Origin of the sequence: Burkholderia ubonensis (assembly GCF_902833085.1) — a bacterium.
Lineage (GTDB): Bacteria > Pseudomonadota > Gammaproteobacteria > Burkholderiales > Burkholderiaceae > Burkholderia > Burkholderia ubonensis.
The window spans coordinates 67,356-84,724 of the sequence record NZ_CADFEB010000016.1; the positions used below are offsets into that span (position 1 = coordinate 67,356).

Here is a 17,369-nt window from a genome sequence, read left to right on the forward strand (position 1 = left end):
TTGCACAGGAGCACATCGTGAGTACGACATCGTCGCCCAACCGGGCCCCGCGGCGCGGGGCCGTCGTCCGGCATCGCGTCGCCGTTCTCGCGGTCGCCGCCGCGGCCGCGTTCGGTTATCAAGGCATCGTCAATTCGGCCGAACCGGTCGCCGCCATGCCGGCGCCCGCGCTCGACGAAACGCCCGCTGCATCGCACAACGAGACGGCCGTCCTCGCCGGCGGCTGCTTCTGGGGCGTGCAGGGCGTGTTCGAGCACGTGAAGGGCGTGAAGCAGGTCACGGCCGGCTACGCGGGCGGCATGGCGGCGACCGCGCACTACACGCTCGTCGGCACCGGGCTGACGGGCCACGCGGAATCGGTCAGCATCGTCTACGACCCTGCGCAGATCACCTACGGCCGGCTGCTGCAGATCTTCTTCTCGGTCGTGCACGACCCGACCGAGCTCAACCGCCAGGGCCCCGACGACGGCACGCAGTACCGGTCGGCGATCTTCCCGACCAACGCGCAGCAGCGCGCGGTCGCGAACGCGTACATCGCGCAGCTCGGCAACGCGCACGTGTTCCCCGCGCCGATCGTCACGCGCGTCGAGCCGTTCAACGGGTTCTACCCGGCCGAGACCTATCACCAGAACTATCTGGAGCTGCATCCGGACGCGCCGTACATCGCGATCAACGACCTGCCGAAAGTCGCCGGCCTGAAGCAGCTGTTCCCGTCGATCTACCGGTCCGACGCGGTGCTGTGGCGGCAGACGCATCTCTGACACGCCGGGCGCGCGCGGCGGGTATCGACGGCCCGTCGCGCCGCCGGCCGCCGCCGTCGAGATCGACGCGCGCGCAACGATCCGCTTCGTGCATCTCGTCGTGCCGTGCCGATCGTTGCGCGTTGCCGCGAATCGCATCGCCGCATCGCCTCCTCACGCGCGGATTCGTAGAGAACAACCCTAGCCCTGCCATGCAAGGCCGGCTCCCCCCGGGCAACTTCGCGTAAACTGGATCACGGCGGCCGCTCGCGTTCGGCGAAGGTCGCCGCTCCCACCCCGGATGGAGACGTCACGCATGCGTATCGCGCCTTTGCTGGACAGCAATCCCGTCGAACCGCCCGCCAACACGCAGACGCGCGACTTGCGGCGCGTGCCGATTCACCCCGATCACTGGTATCCGCTCGCCTGGTCGCGCGAGGTCAAGCGCGGCGGCACGCTCGGCGTGCGCTTTGCCGGCGATCCGATCGTGCTGGTACGCACCGCGTCCGGCGCGGTGTTCGCGCTCGAGGACCGCTGCGCGCACCGGCAGGTGCCGCTGCACGAGGGCGTCGTGACCGGCGAATCGATTCGCTGCTGCTATCACGGCTGGACCTACGACTGCACCGGGCGCTGCATCGACGTGCCCTACCTCGGCCGCGAGCGCCTGCCGAACGGCGTGCGCGCGTATCCGTGCCGCGAGGCGCACGGCCTGATCTTCGTGTTTCCCGGCGATGCCGCGCTGGCCGGCGAGCGGCCGCTGCCCGAGCTGCCGTCGGTCACGGACAACGCGTACAAGACGCGCCGCTTCGGCCGCGAGGTCAAGTGCCATTACTCGTTCATGCACGAGAACCTGATGGACATGAACCACCAGTTCCTGCATCGGCGGCAGATGGGACAGATGCGCGCGCGTTCCGTGGGCCGCCGCCGCGGCGACGACTGGGTCGAGGTCGACTACACGTTCGCGCGGATGGAGGGCAAGCAGCCCGTCGGCGAGGCGCTCGTGTTCGGCGCCAGCAGGAAAGCCGGCGACCAGACCGACAAGAGCGTGATGACGGTCCGCACCGGCTATCCGTACCAGACGCTGCGCATCCTCTCGAGCGAAGGCACGCTGGTGATGGACCTGTGGATCGTCTATGTGCCGCTCGACGCGGCGCAGCGCACCAACCGCACGTTCGGCCTGCTGTCGATCCGCAAGCCCGGCATCCCGTTCGCGCTGGATCTCGCGTGGCCGCTGCTCGTGTGGTTCACCGAACGCATCTTCAAGGAGGACCGCTGGATCGTCGAGCTCGAGCAGGCGGCGCACGACGCGCAGGGCGCCGACCGGAACCACGAGGTGTTTCCGGTCATCAACGAATTGCGCGACCTGCTGCGCCATTGCGGCGGCCGCACGGTGATCCCGATCCGCGACGCGGGCGCGAGCGACGACGCCTGACGCCTGACGCAGCCGAACCGGCGCGGCGGCGTCACGGGACGCGCCGCGCGGGTTCGCTACAGACGAAACGCGCCCGGCAATAGCGCTTGCGCGGTCGTCACTTCGACGTCGCCCTTCAGGTTGCCCAGAATCACCTCGATATCGGGCGCGCCGATTTCGATGATCACCTGCCGGCACGCGCCGCACGGCGCGACGGGGTCGTCCGTGTCGGCCACGACCGCCAGCCGCGCGAAATCGCCCGGACGATAGCCGGCCGCGATCGCGGCAAAGAGCGCCGTGCGTTCCGCGCAATTGCACAGTCCGTACGACGCGTTCTCGACGTTGCAGCCGTGAAACACCGTGCCGTCGCGCGCCTCCAGCGCCGCGCCGACCTTGAAGCGCGAATACGGTGCGTACGCGCGTTCGCGCGCCGCCTTGGCCTGCTCGATCAGTTTGTCTCGTTCCATTGCGACGATGCCTCGGGTGATGGGGGGAGTGTGGGTCGATGCGATGCCGCGCGCATCAGTCGACCCATTGATGGATCGTCGGCGGCAGCGCGTCGGCCGTGTCGCCCACTGTATAGATCCGCTGGATTTCCGCGACCGCGCGCGCGGCGGCGTCCGCGTCGCGCGCATGCACGAAGCCGAGCGGCTCGCCGGCTTCCACGCGCTGCCCGAGCTCCGCCAGCGCCGACAGCCCGACGCCGTAATCGATCGCGTCTTCCGCGCGCGTGCGGCCGCCGCCGAGCGCGACGACCACCAGCCCGAGCGCACGGCAATCGACCCGCTGCACGACGCCGCTCGCGAGCGCCGGCGCCGGCACGGTCACGGCGGCCCGCGCGAGATGACGCGCGGGCGCGTCGAGCAGGTCCGCCGGGCCGCCCAGCATCGCGATCATCTTCGCGAAGCGCTCCGCGGCCGCGCCCGAATCCAGCGCCTGCTGCAGCATCGCGTGCGCGCGCGCGGCGTCGCCGGCCAGCCCGCCGGTGACGAGCAGCTGCGCCGACAGCGCCATCGTCACCTCGTGCAGCCGCGCCGGCCGCGCGTTGCGGGTCAGATAGTCGATCGCGCACGCCACCTCGATCGCATTGCCCGCGCAAGGCGCGAGCGACTGGTTCATGTCGGTGAGGATCGCGGTCGTCTTCATCCCCGCGCCGTTGCCGACGTCGACGATGCTGCGCGCCAGCTCGACCGATTTCTCGTAGGTCGGCATGAACGCGCCGGAGCCGACCTTCACGTCCATCACGAGGCCGTCGAGCCCCGCCGCGAGCTTCTTCGACAGGATCGACGCGGTGATCATCGCGACCGATTCGACGGTCGCGGTGATGTCGCGCGTCGCATAGATCCGCTTGTCCGCCGGCGCGAGCTGCGCGGTCTGGCCGATGATCGCGACGCCCACGTCGCGCACCGTGCGGCGAAACGCCTGCGTGTCCGGCGTGACGTCGTAGCCGGGAATCGCGCTCAGCTTGTCGAGCGTGCCGCCGGTATGGCCGAGCCCGCGCCCGGAAATCATCGGCACGAAGCCGCCGCACGCGGCGACCATCGGGCCGAGCATCAGCGACACGACGTCGCCGACGCCGCCGGTCGAATGCTTGTCGATCACGGGCCCGCCCAGGTCGAGCCCGCGCCAGTCGAGCACCTCGCCCGAATCGCGCTGCGCGAGCGTCAGCGCGACGCGTTCGTCGACGCTCAGGTCGTTGAAATACACGGCCATCGCGAAGGCCGCGACCTGGCCTTCGGTGACGCTCCCGTCGGTCACGCCGCGCACGAACGCGGCAATCTCGTCGCGGCCGAGCGGCTGGCGATCGCGCTTCTTGCGAATGAATTCCTGCGGCAGAAACATCGTCGAACCCCTCAATATCAATAGGAAGATGGCCGGACCGCGCCGGGCGCGTGGCCGAGTACGGCAAGCAGATTCGCGAGCAGGCTCGACGCGCCGAAGCGGAACGTCGCGGGCGTCGCCCAGCCCGGCCCGAACACCTGCTCGGCGAGCGTGAGATAGGCGGCCGCCTCGTCAGCGGTGCGCACGCCGCCCGCCGCCTTGAAGCCCACCGCGCGCCCGGACTCGCGGATCGTGCCGAGCATGATCGCGGCCGCGTCGAGCGTCGCGTTGACGGGCACCTTTCCCGTCGACGTCTTGATGAAATCCGCGCCGGCCTCGATCGCGATCTCGCTCGCCTGCCGGATCAGCGCCGGCTCGCGCAGCTCGCCCGATTCGACGATCACCTTCAGGCACTTGCCGGCCGCGGCCGCGCGGCATTGCGCGACCAGCTCGCGGCCAATCTGCGCGTCGCCCGCGAGCAGCGCGCGATACGGGAACACGACGTCGATCTCGTCCGCGCCGAGCGCGGCCGCATCGGCGGTTTCGCGCGCCGCCGCGTCGGGCGGCAGGTCGCCGGACGGGAAGTTCGTCACGGTGGCGATCGGCAGCGCGAGGCCGCGCGCGGCCAGCGCGGCGCGCGCGGTTGCGACGAATCGCGGATACACGCACAGCGCCGCGGGCGTGCCGACCGGCGTGTCGGCGGACGCGGCCAGCGCGTCGATCCGGGCTTCGGTGTCGTCGTCGTTCAGCGACGTCAGATCGATGAGGTGCAGCGCCTTGAGCGCCGCCTCGGCCAGCAGGTTGCGTGACACGGAGTCGATGGGGGAAGAAGCCTTCATGCGGGCAAGTCTCGCTCAATGCAGGGAAAAGAACAGGCCGGCGATCGCGGCGCTCATCAGGTTCGACAGCGTCGCGGCCGTCAGCGCGCGCAGGCCGTGCCGGGCCACCTCCGAGCGGCGCTCCGGCGCGACCGCGCTGAAGCCGCCCGCGAGGATCGCGATCGACGAGAAGTTCGCGAAGCCGCACAGCGCGAACGACACGATCGCGACCGTCTTCGGATCGAGCCCCTGCGCGCCGTTCTTCAGGTACGGCGACAGGTCGCCGTACGCGACGAACTCGTTGAAGATCAGCTTCTCGCCGATGAAGTTGCCGGCCAGCACCGCATCATGCCACGGCACGCCGATCATCCACGCGAGCGGCGCGAATACGCGGCCGAGCAGGCCCGGCAGCGTGACGTGCGGAAAGCCGGCCAGCGCGGCCGCGCCGCTCACGATCAGGTTCATCAGCGCGATCAGCCCGACGAACGCGATCAGCATCGCGCCGACGTTGATCGCGATCCGCAGGCCCACGGACGCGCCGGACGCGGCCGCCTCGATCACGTTGGCCGCGCGCTTGTCGTCGAAGTCGAGCCCCTCGACGACGATGCGGCTCGGCTCGACGGTCGGAAACAGCAGCTTGCCGAACAGCAGCCCGCCCGGCACGGCCATGAACGACGCGGCGAGCAGATACTCCATCTTCACGCCGAGGCCGGCATAGCCGACCAGCACCGAGCCCGCAATCGACGCCATGCCGCTCGCCATCACCGTGAAGATCTCCGCGCTCGTCATCTGCTTCACGAACGGCTTCACGAGCGCCGGCATCTCGCTCTGCCCGAGGAAGATCGTCGCGACGGCCGAGCACGCTTCGATCCGGCTCACGCCGAGCAGCTTCGCCAGCGCGGCTCCAAGGATCGCGACGATCCATTTCATCACGCCGAGGTAGTACAGCACCGCGATCAGCGCGGTCACGAAGATGATCATCGGCAGCACGCGCAGCCCGAACACGAAGCCGCCGTCGCCGAACAGCTGGAACATCCGGTTGTCGACCAGCCCGCCGAACACGAACGCGATGCCGTGGTTGCCCATGTCGAGCACGCGGTTGACGCCGTTGGCGGCCGTCGCGAGCGCCGCGCGGCCCGCCGGCACGAACAGCACGAGCGCGCCGATCGCGAGCTGCGTGAGCAGCGCCGCGATCATCGTGCGGCCGCGCACCGCGCGCCGGTTGTTCGACAGCAGATAGGCGATCAACAGCAGGAACAGCATGCCCGACAGACTGCGCAGAATATCCACGTGGTGCCCCCTCTCTCGTTGTTGGAACGCGCTCGCCGGCAGCGAGCCCGTCAAATGCCCGCGCCGCATCCGGCGCGAGCCGGTGTCACGCGCACGGCCGCCGTCACTCGGCCGGTACGCCGTGCTGCCAGTGCGTCCAGTCCTTCACGATCGCGTTGACGAGCGGCGAACCGGCGAGATAAAGATTGTCGAGCGCCGGCACGAACCCGCCCTGGTTCTGATAGTCGAGCAGGTTGTCGACGTCCGAGCCGCCGGGCGGCGGACGGTCGAAATCCGAGCCCGAGCGCAGCACGGCCACGCGCTGCGGATCGGCCAGGCCCGCCGCGGCCGCGCGCCGGATCACTTCGAAGGTCGCATTGTCTTCCTGCTGCGTCGTGCAGTACACCCCCTTGCCGTCGGTCAAGAGGCGCGTCCACTCACTGGCGCGCTCGCCGAGCTTCGTGCCGGAGAACCACGTGTCGCCCGCCAGCGTGTCGCACTGGATCACCGCCGGGCGCTGGTTGGCCGGCGCAGCCGGATACTTCGCGCGATAGGCGGCCGCTTCCTTGCTGTCGTGCAGCGTCACGCCGCGCGACAGCGCGAGCGCCTTCTGCAGCAGCGCCTCGTTCAGCTGGAAGACTTCGGTCCGGTAGTCGAGCGGCGGCTTGTCGTTCTCGCTCTTCGTGTTGATGCCCAGATAGCCCGACTTCCAGCCGGCCGGGATCTCGCGCGCATCCAGTTCCCACTGGATGCCGAAGTCGACCAGGTAGCGGGCCCACGCCGCCGAGCCGAGCGTGCCCTGCGCGGGATCGATGCCGGCGATGCCGGTGACGAGGAAGTAGGTCCGGCGCAGGTCGAACCGGCGCGAGTAGACCAGCGCGGCCATCGAGGCCGCCGCGTTCGCGTGGCCCATCCCGGTCGTCAGCACGCACACGTCGTCGCGCGTGCAGCTCACGGCCGGATAGTCGGGCGACAGGCCCGGCACCGCGATCCGCTGCAGCGGCCCGAGACGATCGAGCCACGCGTTGCCTTCCGGCCCGAACATCGTGACGATCAGCACCTTGACCGGGCGCGGCCGCCGCGCGCCGTCGCCCGCCGCATGCGCGCCGGTCGCGAACGAGCCTGCCAGCGCCAGCACGGCAAGCAGTCGGAACAATCCCTTCTTGATCATGGAAATCCTCGTGTGAGTGGTTCTTTGGTTCCTGCGATGGCGTCGGGCGTCAGAACTGGTAGCCGACGCTCGCGTAATAGCCCCAGCCGGTCGAACGGTTCCGGAACGGCCCGTCGCCGAAGTTCAGCTCGGTGCCGTCCCACTGGCCGCCGTTATGGAAATAGCGGGCCGCGGTCCAGAATCGCCAGTGCTTGAACGAATAGATCAGCACGTTGGTCGAGACGAACGCGGTGTCGGTGCGCGCATTGCCGCCCGACTCCTCACGCAGCTTCGAGCCGAAGTCGTAGTTGAAGAAGCCGACGTAGGTGAGATTGCCGCCGTGGAACGTGCCGATCGGGTAGATGTACTTCATCTGCGCGCGGTAGCCGTCCCACGAGTTCTGGTTGGCGGCGCCGTAGTTTTCCCACTGCCGGCGCACGTACAGGTTCGCGGACAGCAGCAGCTTCGTATGCGTGTCGATGTCGGTGCCGAAGCCCGCATACAGCGTGTTCTGGCGTCCCGCCGTGTTGTGCCCCTGGTCGTAGATCCAGTCGAACGCCACATACCACTCCTTGAACGGACCGAAGCCGAGGCGGCGGCCGACGAGATCGTCGATCGACACGCGCGGCTCCTGTTCGCTGAAGAGCGGCGAGCCCTTGTTCGTGACGCCCGTGTCGTAGCCGTTGCCGACGCCGAACACGCGCGGCACGTCCACGTAGCCGTACAGGTCGAACGGGCCCTTCCTGCCGAAGTACTCGTATTCCAGGTACACGTCGTTGGTCGTGTGCGGCCCGAAACGGATGTCCTTCGACCCGATCACGCCGAGGCTCTGGTGAAACCACGTCGACAGGTACGGCGACGGCGCGGGCGGCGGCGGCGGGTTCGGCGCGACCGCGCCGCTCTCCGCGAGCAGCGGTCCGGCCGGCGGCGACTCGGCCCGCACCGGCGGCACGGCCAGCATGCCGGCCGCGACGGTCAGCAGCGCGAGGCCGATGCGTGCCGCCGGGTATTTCGAATGCCTTTCACCTCTTGACTCGTTATTCAGTTCTTCTATGCACATGCGCCTGATCCTGCGTCCGTATTGTTGTTGTCGAAGGCTCGACGCGCCCGTCGTCGAGCATGGCCCGCCCCGCGTTCCGGTTGCCCCACATTCGAGCGCGCCGCCTGTTTCAGGTGCGTGCGCGCATCGATGTTGACCAGTCAGTCAGCTTCAGGCGTGTTCTGCGGATGAAACAGGAAGGATCAAGCACATCGCGTGCCATATATTGACCGTTCGGACAGGTTGCGGCGCGCGCGGCATCCGGCCGCCGCCGGGACCGTGGCCATGTTCCGGCCCGGCGGCGACGCACGACGGCGAAGCCGCGCGCGCGGCCTCAGCCGTCTCGCTCGACGGGATGCGGCTCCCTGAGCCGGTTCGCGAGCCGCGCCGCGTCGTAGTAGGCCGCGGTCGGCGGCCGCTTCAGATAGCGCCCGGCGCCGCGCACCGCGCGCAGCTCGCCGTCCGCCCACGCCAGCGCGCCGCGCGTCAGCGTATGCGTCGCGACGCCCTGCACCGTCATCCCTTCGAACACATTGAAGTCGACCTTCTGATGATGCGTGCTGACCGAAATCGTCTTCGTCGCGGCGGGGTCCCACACGACCAGATCGGCGTCCGCCCCCACCTGCACCGCGCCCTTGCGCGGGTACAGATTGAAGATCTGCGCGGCGTTCGTCGACGTGATCCGCACGAATTCGTTCGGCGTGATGCGCCCGTGATTGACGCCGTGATGCCACAGCACCGACATCCGGTCCTCGACGCCGCCGCAGCCGTTCGGGATCTTCGTGAAGTCGTCGCGGCCCATCGCCTTCTGCGACGCGCAGAACACGCAGTGATCGGTCGCCGTCGTATGCAGCTGCCCGGACTGCAGCCCGCGCCACAGCGCTTCGCGATGCTCGGCCGAGCGGAACGGCGGGCTCATCACGTGGGCCGCCGCGCGCGTCCAGTCCGGATCGCGATAGACGGCTTCGTCGATCACGAGATGGCCCGGCAGCACTTCGCCGAACACCCGCAGGCCGTCGATGCGCGCGCGCGCGATCGCGTCCACCGCGTCCTTCGCCGACACGTGCACGATATAGACCGGCACGCCGAGCACCTGCGCGATGCGGATCGCGCGGTTCGCGGCCTCGCCCTCCACTTCCGGCGGACGCGACAGCGGATGCGCTTCCGGCCCGGTCATCCCGCGCGCGAGCAGCGCCTGCTGCAGGCGGAACACCAGCTCGCCGTTTTCCGCATGGACGGTCGGCAGCGCGCCGAGTTCGAGCGCACGCGAGAAGCTGTTCACGAGGATCTCGTCGTCGGCCATGATCGCGTTCTTGTACGCCATGAAGTGCTTGAAGCTCGACACGCCGTGATCGTGCACGAGCGTGCCCATGTCGCGGTGCACGGACTCGTCCCACCACGTCACCGCGACGTGGAAGCCGTAGTCGGCCGCCGCCTTCTCCGCCCAGCCGCGCCATTCGCGGAACGCGTCCATCAGCGGCTGCTTCGGGCTCGGGATCACGAAATCGATGATGCTCGTCGTCCCGCCCGCGAGCCCCGCGGCGGTGCCGGTGAAGAAATCGTCGCTCGCCGTCGTGCCCATGAACGGCAGCTCCATGTGCGTATGCGGATCGATGCCGCCCGGCATCACGTACTGGTCGTGCGCATCGACGATCGTCGCGCCGGCCGGCGCATCGATCCGCTCCGCGATCTGCAGGATCGTGCCGCCGTCCTGCGGGTCGGCGCACAGGATGTCCGCGCGATACGTGCGGTCCGCATCGACGACGGTGCCGCCGCGAATCAGGGTTGCCATGTTGCTGCCTCCTCGTTGACTGACAATGTCCGTGCCGTTCAGGCGCTCGCCACCTGCGCGCTTTGCCCGGCGCGCCATTTCATCCACGTTCCATACACGGCCGACGCCAGCACGAGGCCGACGAACCATGCGTAGGTGTACAGCGTGTTGAACAACGCCGGCACGTTCGGAAACGACGCGGGAAACGCCGTATGCAGGAACCCCGGCAGGTTCGGCAGCACACCGGCCGCCAGTGCGGCGAGCGCCGCGGGGTTCCAGCCGCGCGCGTAGCTGAAGCGGCCGTGCTCGTCGAACAGCGCGCGCGTATCGAGCTGCGTGCCGCGAATCAGGAAGTAGTCGACCATCAGGATGCCCGCGACCGGCCCGAGCAGCGCCGAATAGCCGACCAGCCAGGTGAAGATGTAGCCGTCGGTCGTCGCGAGGATCTTCCACGGCATCATCACGATCGCGATCGTCGCGGTGATCAGGCCGCCCGTGCGATACGAAATCCGCTTCGGCCACAGGCTGGAGAAATCGTAAGCAGGACCGACGAGATTCGCGGCGAGGTTGCAGCACATCGTGTCGAGCGTGAGGATCACGAGCGCGATGCCGACGCCGATGCCCGTCATCCGGCTCGTCAGGTCGATCGGATCCCAGATCGCCTTGCCGTAGATCACGACGGTCGCCGACGTCACCACCACCGACACGACCGACAGCAGCGCCATCGGCACCGGCAGCCCGATCGACTGCCCGATCACCTGGTCGCGCTGCGAATGCGCGAAGCGCGTGAAGTCCGGGATGTTGAGCGCGAGCGTCGCCCAGAAGCCGACCATCGCGGTCAGGCCCGGCCAGAACGTCGCCCAGAACAGCCCGGCCTTCCTGCCGCCGGCCGCGAACTGCGACGGCGCCGACAGCATCGAGCCGAATCCGCCCGCCTTCGACGTCGCCCACCAGACGAGCGCGACGCACATCACGACCTTGATCGGCGCCGACCAGCTTTCGAGCCAGCGGATCGAATCGGTGCCGTGCAGGATGAAGTAGAGCTGCAGCGCCCAGAACACCAGGAAGCACGCGAGCTGCCCGACGGAAATGCCGAGGACCGGCAGCGCGGCGCCGTGCAACGCATTGCCGGTCAGGATGTTCAGCAGCGTGTAGATCGCGCTGCCGCCGAGCCAGGTCTGGATGCCGTACCAGCCGCACGCGACGATCGCGCGCAGCAGCGCCGGCAGTTTCGCGCCCTGCGTGCCGAACGACGAGCGCACGAGCACCGCATACGGGATGCCGTGCTTCGCGCCCGCGTGACCGATCAGCAGCATCGGCGCGAGCACGATCAGGTTGCCGAGCAGCACGGTCAGCACCGCCTGCCACGGCGACATGCCCTCCTCGGTCAGGCCGGCCGCGAGCATGTACGACGCGATGTTCATCACCATCCCGACCCACAGCGCCGCGAAGTGATACCACTTCCACGTGCGCTGCGCGGCCGTCGTCGGCGCAAGGTCGTCGTTGTAGAGACTGCCGCCGTGCGCGGCTGCGCCGTCGGGATCGGCGGGGTTCGCTGTCAGCTTCATCGAAAACGCTCCACGGAATCATCCACGCCCGCGCCGCATGGCGCGCGACGCCGGACCGGAAGGATCGGAAACGGCGCCCGGACCGGTACCGGGTGCCGCACGCCGGTCAGGCAGCCTTCGCGTGTTTCGCGGGCTGAGCCGCACTCGCGCCTGCGTCGACGCGCGCCGGATTGTTCGGATGCGTGGTCCAGTTCGCATAGCCGCCCGCGTCGACACGCGCCATCGTGATGCACTGCTCGACCGGGCACACATGCATGCATAAATTGCACCCGACGCATTCCGCGTCGATCACCTCGAAGTGGCGCACGCCGTCCTTCTCGCGCGTGATCGCCTGGTGCGACGTGTCCTCGCACGCGATATGGCACAGCCCGCACTGGATGCAGCGATCCTGGTCGATGCGCGCCTTGATGTCGTAGTTCAGGTTCAGGTATTGCCAGTCGGTGACGTTCGGCACCGCGCGCCCGCGCACGTCGTCGAGCGTCGCGTAGCCTTTCTCGTCCATCCAGTTCGACAGGCCGTCCACGAGATCCGACACGATCCGGAAGCCGTAATGCATCGCGGCCGTGCACACCTGCACGCTGCCCGCGCCGAGCACGATGAACTCGGCCGCGTCGCGCCACGTCGAAATGCCGCCGATGCCGGAGATCGGCAGGTTCGGCGTTTGCGGATCGCGCGCGATTTCGGCGACCATGTTCAGTGCGATCGGCTTGACGGCCGGGCCGCAGTAGCCGCCGTGCGTGCCCTTGCCGTCGACCGTCGGGATCGGCGCCATCTGGTCGAGATCCACCGCGACGATCGAATTGATCGTGTTGATCAGCGACACGCCGTCCGCACCGCCCTTGTAGGCGGCGCGCGAGCCCGTCCGGATATCGCTGATGTTCGGCGTCAGCTTCACGAGGCACGGCAGCTTCGTGCCTTCCTTGACCCAGCGCGTGACCATCTCGACGTACTCCGGCACCTGCCCGACGGCCGCGCCCATCCCGCGCTCGCTCATCCCGTGCGGGCAGCCGAAGTTGAGTTCGACCGCATCGGCGCCCGTATCCTCGACGAGCGGCAGGATCCATTTCCAGTCTCGTTCGTTGCACGGCACCATCAGCGACACGATCAGCGCGCGGTCCGGCCAGTCGCGCTTCACCTGCGCGATCTCGCGCAGGTTCACGTCGAGCGGACGGTCGGTGATCAGCTCGATGTTGTTCAGCCCCGCGATGCGCTGGCCGTTCCACTGCACCGCGCCGTAGCGCGAGCTGACGTTGACGACGTGCGGATCGAGCCCGAGCGTCTTCCAGACGACGCCGCCCCAGCCCGCCTCGAACGCGCGGTTCACGTTGTAGGCTTTGTCGGTTGGCGGCGCGGACGCGAGCCAGAAGGGATTCGGCGAAGTGATGCCCGCGATGGTGCAGCGAAGGTCGGCCATGTTCGGCTCCGTGAGAGTGGGGTCGTCGTCGTAATCGATCAGGTGGGCGATGCGTGTCCGTGCTGCCGGCTCAGGCCGCCTGCGCGTCGCGCCGCACGAGGGCCGCGTCGATCGAAGCCGCCGCGCGCTTGCCGTCCTGCACGGCCTGGACCGTCAGGTCGACGCCGCCCGTCGCCGCGCAATCGCCGCCCGCCCAGACGTCCGGCAACGTGGTCCGCCCGTCCGCGTCGACCGCGATCCGGCTGCCGTCGAGCGTCAGCAGTTCGCGCTCGATGCCGACCGGCACGAGGGTCTGGCCGATCGCCTTCAGCACCATGTCCGCGTCGATCGTGAAACGTTCGCCCGACGCCGCCTCGAACTCCACGCCCGTCACCTGCCCGTCGACGCCGCACAGGCGCACCGGCTTTGCGTGCGTGACGAGCGTGACGCCGCTCTTTTGCGCGAACTCGCGTTCCGCCCAGGTCGCGCTCATCGCTTCCACGCCGCGGCGATAGACCATCGTGACGCGCGCCGCGCCGAGCTTGCGGCTCTGCACCGCCGCATCGACCGCCGTATTGCCGCCGCCGATCACGACCACGCGGCGCCCGACCGGCACGCTCTCGAGCGCATCTGCCTGCCGCACCTGCTCGATGAAATCGACCGCATTCATCACGCCTGCAAGATCCTCGCCGTCGAGCGCCAGCGCGCGCACGCCACCGAGGCCGATCGCGAGGAACACCGCATCGTGCTGCTGGCGCAGCGCGTCGAGCGCCACGTCGCGTCCGAGCGCGATGCCCGTCTTCAGCTCGATGCCGCCCACCGACAACAGCCAGTCGACCTCGCGCTGCGCAAAATCGTCGACGGTCTTGTAGGCCGCGATGCCGTATTCGTTGAGCCCGCCCGCCTTCGCGTGCGCGTCGAACAGCGTGACGCGGTGCCCCGCGAGCGCGAGCCGATGCGCGCACGCAAGCCCCGCCGGCCCCGCGCCGACCACCGCGACGTGGCGCCCCGTGTCGGGCGCGCGACGGAACGCGACGGCGCCCGCTGCCATCGCCCAGTCGGTCGCGTGCCGCTGCAGCGCGCCGATCGCGACGGGCTGCGCGTCCTGGTGATTGCGCACGCATGCGCCTTCGCACAGGATCTCGGTCGGGCACACGCGTGCGCACATCCCGCCGAGCGGGTTCGCGGACAGGATGTCGGTCGCCGCGCCTTTCAGGTTGCCGTTGCCGATCTTGCGGATGAAGCCGGGGATGTCGATCTGCGTCGGGCATGCGTGCACGCACGGCGCGTCGTAGCAGTAGTGACAGCGGCTCGCCGCCGCGGCCGCGGCGGTCGGATCGAGCAGCGGCGCGATGTCGGCGAATTCGCACGAGAGTTGCGTGGACGACAGGCGGTGCGCGGCGATATCGCCGGTTTGCTGGGTGGCCATACACGTTCCTTCGTCAAAGTGAGGACATAGCCGTACCTGCCGGCTGCGCAAATGCGGAACCGGGACGGCGGTTTTATGGGCGATGCGGTCAGTCGATAACGGGAATGCCGGCTAGGGCTGCGTCGTCATGAAGCGGGTTCGCACGCGCGCGACAGCATCGCGTGCAGCAGCACGTTCGCGCCCGCCTCGATCCATTCGGGCGTCGCGTCCTCGATCTCGTTGTGGCTGATGCCGTCGACGCACGGCACGAACACCATCGACGTCGGCGCGACCTGTGCGAGATAGCACGCGTCGTGGCCCGCGCCCGACACGATGTCGCGATGCGAATAGCCGAAGCGATCGGCCGCGGCGCGCACGGCCCCCACGCAGTCGGCATCGAATGCAACGGGCTTGTAGTAGAAGATCTGTTCGAGCTGCGTGCCGAGACCGATGCCGCCCGCGATGCGTGCGACGCCGTCGCGCAGCGCGGCATCCATCTGCGCGAGCACGGCGTCGTCCGGATGCCGGAAGTCGACGGTAAAGAACACGCGCCCCGGGATCACGTTCCGCGAATTCGGAAACACCTGCATCATGCCGACCGTCGCGCACGCGAACGGCGCGTGATCGAGCCCGATCCGGTTGACGAGATCGACGACGCGCGACGCGCCCAGCAGTGCATCGCGCCGACGCGGCATCGGCGTCGGGCCGGCATGCGCCTCCTGTCCCGTCAGCGTGATTTCATACCAGCGCTGCCCCTGCGCATCGGTGACGACGCCGATCGTCTTCTGCTCGGCTTCGAGAATCGGCCCCTGCTCGATATGCAGCTCGAACGCCGCGTGCAGCGGACGCCCGCCGCACGGCACGTCGCCCGCATAACCGATGCGCGCGAGCTCGTCGCCGATCGTCTTGCCGTCGACGTCCTTGCGCGACAGCCCGTAGTCGAGCGAGAACACACCGGCGAACACGCCCGATGCGACCATCGCGGGCGCGAAGCGCGAGCCTTCCTCGTTGGTCCAGATCACGACTTCGACCGGATGCTCGGTCTCGATACCGTGGTCATTAAGACTACGAATCACTTCGAGCCCGCCCAGCACGCCGTAGATGCCGTCGAACCGGCCGCCGGTCGGCTGCGAATCCGCATGCGACCCGGTGACGACGGGCGGCGCGCCCGGCACGCGGCCCTCGCGGCGCATGAACACGTTCCCCATCTGGTCGACCGTCACCGCGCAGCCGGCGGCTTTCGCCCAGCTGACGATCAGGTCGCGGCCGGCCTTGTCCAGATCGGTGAGGGCAAGACGGCAGACCCCGCCTTTCGGCGTGGCGCCGATCTTTGCCATCTGCATCAGGCTGTCCCACAAACGCTTGCCGTCGACCTTGATCGACGGGTCGAGTGCCGCCCGCTTCGCTGCTTCGGATACCGCGTTCATTCGCGTCGCTCCTCTGATCAGTCATGCTGTCGGTTCAGTCGCTGCCGGTGCATGCGCGGCCTGTTCCGGGGCATGGCCGCACGCACAAGGTGCACGTTTCCGGTTCACTGCCGGCGAGTGACCGGGCGATTCGCCGGGGTTCTCCGCCGCTCGTCCAATCCTGTCCGATTGGACAGGTTTTAGGCGAATCCCATCGGCAAATCAATGTCTTTCTTGCGTGAAGACTTGTAGCGAGAAGCGTGCCACTGCGTCGCAACATCGCGTGGTGTGCAACGCAATCCGGGTGCGTGCCAGCTCGTGGACGAGCGGCTAGAATGAAGCGCAACGCGGTATCCGCGCCGTGCGAGGCCAACGATGAAACGTGACGAAGCCGTAACCGAAGCGATGGAAAGCGAAGCAACGCCCACGCCTTTGCGGCGGCGCAAGGCGCACATCCGGGAGTCGAATGAAGCGCATCTGCTCGCGTGCGCCGAAGCCGTGTTCGCGGAGCGCGGGCTCGAAGGCGCGAGCACGGCGATGATCGCCGAACGCGCGGGCCTGCCGAAGGCCAATCTGCATTACTACTTCCCGACGAAGCTGGCGCTGTACCGCCGGGTGCTCGAAGACCTGTTCGAGGACTGGCATCGGGCGGCCAACACGTTCGAAAGCAGCGACGACCCGGTCGAAGCGATCGGCGGCTACGTGCGAGCGAAGATGGAGCTGTCGCGCCGGCGGCCGCTGGGCTCGAAGGTGTGGGCGAACGAGATCATCCACGGCGCGGAGCACATGCAGGACATCCTGGCGCAGCGTGTCAAGCCGTGGTTCGATACGCGCGTGAAGGTGATCGACGACTGGATCGCGCGCGGACTGCTCGCGCCGATCGACGCGCAGGCGCTGATGTATCTGATCTGGGCGACGACCCAGCATTACGCGGACTTCGATGCGCAGATCCGCGCGCTGAGCGGCAAGCGCGCGCTCACGCAGAAGGCGTTCGCGGAGAAGACCGAGCAGGTCGTGCAGCTCGTGATTCGTGCATGCGGGGCGGTTTCGCCGAACGTGAATCGATAGGCGGCGCTGGCGCGCGGTGGGCGGAGATATTTTCGACGCTGGAAATGCAAAAACCCCCGCCTGATGGGCGGGGGTTTCTGGCTAAGGGGAGCCTGACGATTACCTACTTTCACACGGGAATCCGCACTATCATCGGCGTAGAGTCGTTTCACGGTCCTGTTCGGGATGGGAAGGGGTGGGACCGACTCGCTATGGTCATCAGGCAAAGAGGGTTGTTCTGCTGGCTTGGCCAACAGAACCAATCTGGGAAGAAGCAGTAATTTTGAGTTGTGTGTATCACACACGAGAATCCAACTTGTCTCGTCCTTCTACGCAGGTCACCGGTACTTCAACCGGCGCGCCGCATCGATCAGCTTTGCTGCTCGACGCTCTGCGTGGGATGCTCGTAAGTGCTGAAGCACTAACGATCATCGACATAAGGCAGACTTGTTATAGGATCAAGCCTTACGGGCAATTAGTATCAGTTAGCTGAACGCATTACTGCGCTTACACACCTGACCTATCAAC

At 68.1% G+C, this 17,369-nt stretch carries 14 protein-coding genes and 2 rRNA genes; 3 read left to right on the plus strand and 13 right to left on the minus strand.

What is annotated here, in order from left to right:
• Window positions 1-17: 17 nt before the first annotated feature.
• On the plus strand, window positions 18-761 hold the full coding sequence (msrA, locus tag HWX31_RS34175; RefSeq protein ID WP_059711077.1) for a peptide-methionine (S)-S-oxide reductase MsrA: 744 nt from the start codon (window positions 18-20) through the stop codon (window positions 759-761).
• Between the two features lie 295 nt (window positions 762-1,056).
• Window positions 1,057-2,172 (plus strand): aromatic ring-hydroxylating oxygenase subunit alpha, encoded by a 1,116-nt coding sequence (locus tag HWX31_RS34180; protein WP_174961558.1) that lies wholly within the window; start codon window positions 1,057-1,059, stop codon window positions 2,170-2,172.
• A gap of 56 nt (window positions 2,173-2,228) precedes the next feature.
• Here HWX31_RS34180 and HWX31_RS34185 read toward each other — a convergent pair whose 3' ends face one another.
• From HWX31_RS34185 to HWX31_RS34235, 11 genes are all read right to left on the minus strand, one after another.
• Entirely contained in the window at window positions 2,229-2,618 is a 390-nt protein-coding gene (locus HWX31_RS34185; RefSeq protein WP_010099527.1) for a cytidine deaminase, read from the minus strand.
• Window positions 2,619-2,673: 55 nt separating this feature from the next.
• Window positions 2,674-3,993 (minus strand): thymidine phosphorylase, encoded by a 1,320-nt coding sequence (deoA, locus tag HWX31_RS34190; protein ID WP_174961556.1) that lies wholly within the window; start codon window positions 3,991-3,993, stop codon window positions 2,674-2,676.
• A 17-nt stretch (window positions 3,994-4,010) separates the two neighbouring features.
• A complete protein-coding gene (gene deoC / locus HWX31_RS34195; protein ID WP_415492938.1) occupies window positions 4,011-4,811 on the minus strand; it encodes a deoxyribose-phosphate aldolase in 801 nt (266 codons plus the stop codon).
• A gap of 15 nt (window positions 4,812-4,826) precedes the next feature.
• Window positions 4,827-6,080 carry a NupC/NupG family nucleoside CNT transporter gene (locus HWX31_RS34200; protein ID WP_059754061.1) on the minus strand — a complete coding sequence of 418 codons (1,254 nt, stop codon included), beginning with the start codon at window positions 6,078-6,080 and terminating at the stop codon, window positions 4,827-4,829.
• A 103-nt stretch (window positions 6,081-6,183) separates the two neighbouring features.
• Entirely contained in the window at window positions 6,184-7,230 is a 1,047-nt protein-coding gene (locus tag HWX31_RS34205) for a purine-nucleoside phosphorylase (protein WP_174961554.1), read from the minus strand.
• Window positions 7,231-7,279: 49 nt separating this feature from the next.
• The gene (locus tag HWX31_RS34210) at window positions 7,280-8,269 is read right to left on the minus strand and encodes a nucleoside-specific channel-forming protein Tsx (protein WP_174961552.1); all 990 of its coding nucleotides are present in this window, start codon (window positions 8,267-8,269) and stop codon (window positions 7,280-7,282) included.
• Between the two features lie 313 nt (window positions 8,270-8,582).
• A complete protein-coding gene (gene hydA / locus HWX31_RS34215) occupies window positions 8,583-10,040 on the minus strand; it encodes a dihydropyrimidinase (protein ID WP_174961550.1) in 1,458 nt (485 codons plus the stop codon).
• 38 nt (window positions 10,041-10,078) lie between these two features.
• On the minus strand, window positions 10,079-11,587 hold the full coding sequence (locus tag HWX31_RS34220; RefSeq protein WP_174961548.1) for an NCS1 family nucleobase:cation symporter-1: 1,509 nt from the start codon (window positions 11,585-11,587) through the stop codon (window positions 10,079-10,081).
• Between the two features lie 106 nt (window positions 11,588-11,693).
• On the minus strand, window positions 11,694-13,001 hold the full coding sequence (gene preA, locus HWX31_RS34225) for an NAD-dependent dihydropyrimidine dehydrogenase subunit PreA (protein ID WP_174961546.1): 1,308 nt from the start codon (window positions 12,999-13,001) through the stop codon (window positions 11,694-11,696).
• Window positions 13,002-13,071: 70 nt separating this feature from the next.
• On the minus strand, window positions 13,072-14,409 hold the full coding sequence (locus HWX31_RS34230; RefSeq protein ID WP_174961544.1) for an NAD(P)-dependent oxidoreductase: 1,338 nt from the start codon (window positions 14,407-14,409) through the stop codon (window positions 13,072-13,074).
• Between the two features lie 125 nt (window positions 14,410-14,534).
• Entirely contained in the window at window positions 14,535-15,815 is a 1,281-nt protein-coding gene (locus HWX31_RS34235) for a Zn-dependent hydrolase (protein WP_174961542.1), read from the minus strand.
• A gap of 354 nt (window positions 15,816-16,169) precedes the next feature.
• Between HWX31_RS34235 and HWX31_RS34240 the strand changes: the two genes are divergently transcribed.
• On the plus strand, window positions 16,170-16,862 hold the full coding sequence (locus tag HWX31_RS34240) for a TetR/AcrR family transcriptional regulator (protein ID WP_174961540.1): 693 nt from the start codon (window positions 16,170-16,172) through the stop codon (window positions 16,860-16,862).
• A gap of 90 nt (window positions 16,863-16,952) precedes the next feature.
• Here HWX31_RS34240 and rrf read toward each other — a convergent pair.
• Window positions 16,953-17,065 (minus strand): 5S ribosomal RNA (gene rrf, locus HWX31_RS34245).
• A 230-nt stretch (window positions 17,066-17,295) separates the two neighbouring features.
• Window positions 17,296-17,369, minus strand: a 23S ribosomal RNA gene (locus tag HWX31_RS34250); the annotation flags it as partial.

Bases quoted from the DNA above. Each gene is read 5' to 3' on its own strand.
- deoA (WP_174961556.1), bottom strand. From the start codon at position 3,993: ATGTTTCTGCCGCAGGAATTCATTCGCAAGAAGCGCGATCGCCAGCCG.
- HWX31_RS34205 (WP_174961554.1), bottom strand. From the start codon at position 7,230: ATGATCAAGAAGGGATTGTTCCGACTGCTTGCCGTGCTGGCGCTGGCA.
- preA (WP_174961546.1), bottom strand. From the start codon at position 13,001: ATGGCCGACCTTCGCTGCACCATCGCGGGCATCACTTCGCCGAATCCC.
- HWX31_RS34180 (WP_174961558.1), top strand. From the start codon at position 1,057: ATGCGTATCGCGCCTTTGCTGGACAGCAATCCCGTCGAACCGCCCGCC.
- HWX31_RS34220 (WP_174961548.1), bottom strand. From the start codon at position 11,587: ATGAAGCTGACAGCGAACCCCGCCGATCCCGACGGCGCAGCCGCGCAC.
- HWX31_RS34210 (WP_174961552.1), bottom strand. From the start codon at position 8,269: ATGTGCATAGAAGAACTGAATAACGAGTCAAGAGGTGAAAGGCATTCG.
- HWX31_RS34185 (WP_010099527.1), bottom strand. From the start codon at position 2,618: ATGGAACGAGACAAACTGATCGAGCAGGCCAAGGCGGCGCGCGAACGC.
- HWX31_RS34230 (WP_174961544.1), bottom strand. From the start codon at position 14,409: ATGGCCACCCAGCAAACCGGCGATATCGCCGCGCACCGCCTGTCGTCC.
- HWX31_RS34235 (WP_174961542.1), bottom strand. From the start codon at position 15,815: ATGAACGCGGTATCCGAAGCAGCGAAGCGGGCGGCACTCGACCCGTCG.
- deoC (WP_415492938.1), bottom strand. From the start codon at position 4,811: ATGAAGGCTTCTTCCCCCATCGACTCCGTGTCACGCAACCTGCTGGCC.
- HWX31_RS34240 (WP_174961540.1), top strand. From the start codon at position 16,170: ATGAAACGTGACGAAGCCGTAACCGAAGCGATGGAAAGCGAAGCAACG.
- hydA (WP_174961550.1), bottom strand. From the start codon at position 10,040: ATGGCAACCCTGATTCGCGGCGGCACCGTCGTCGATGCGGACCGCACG.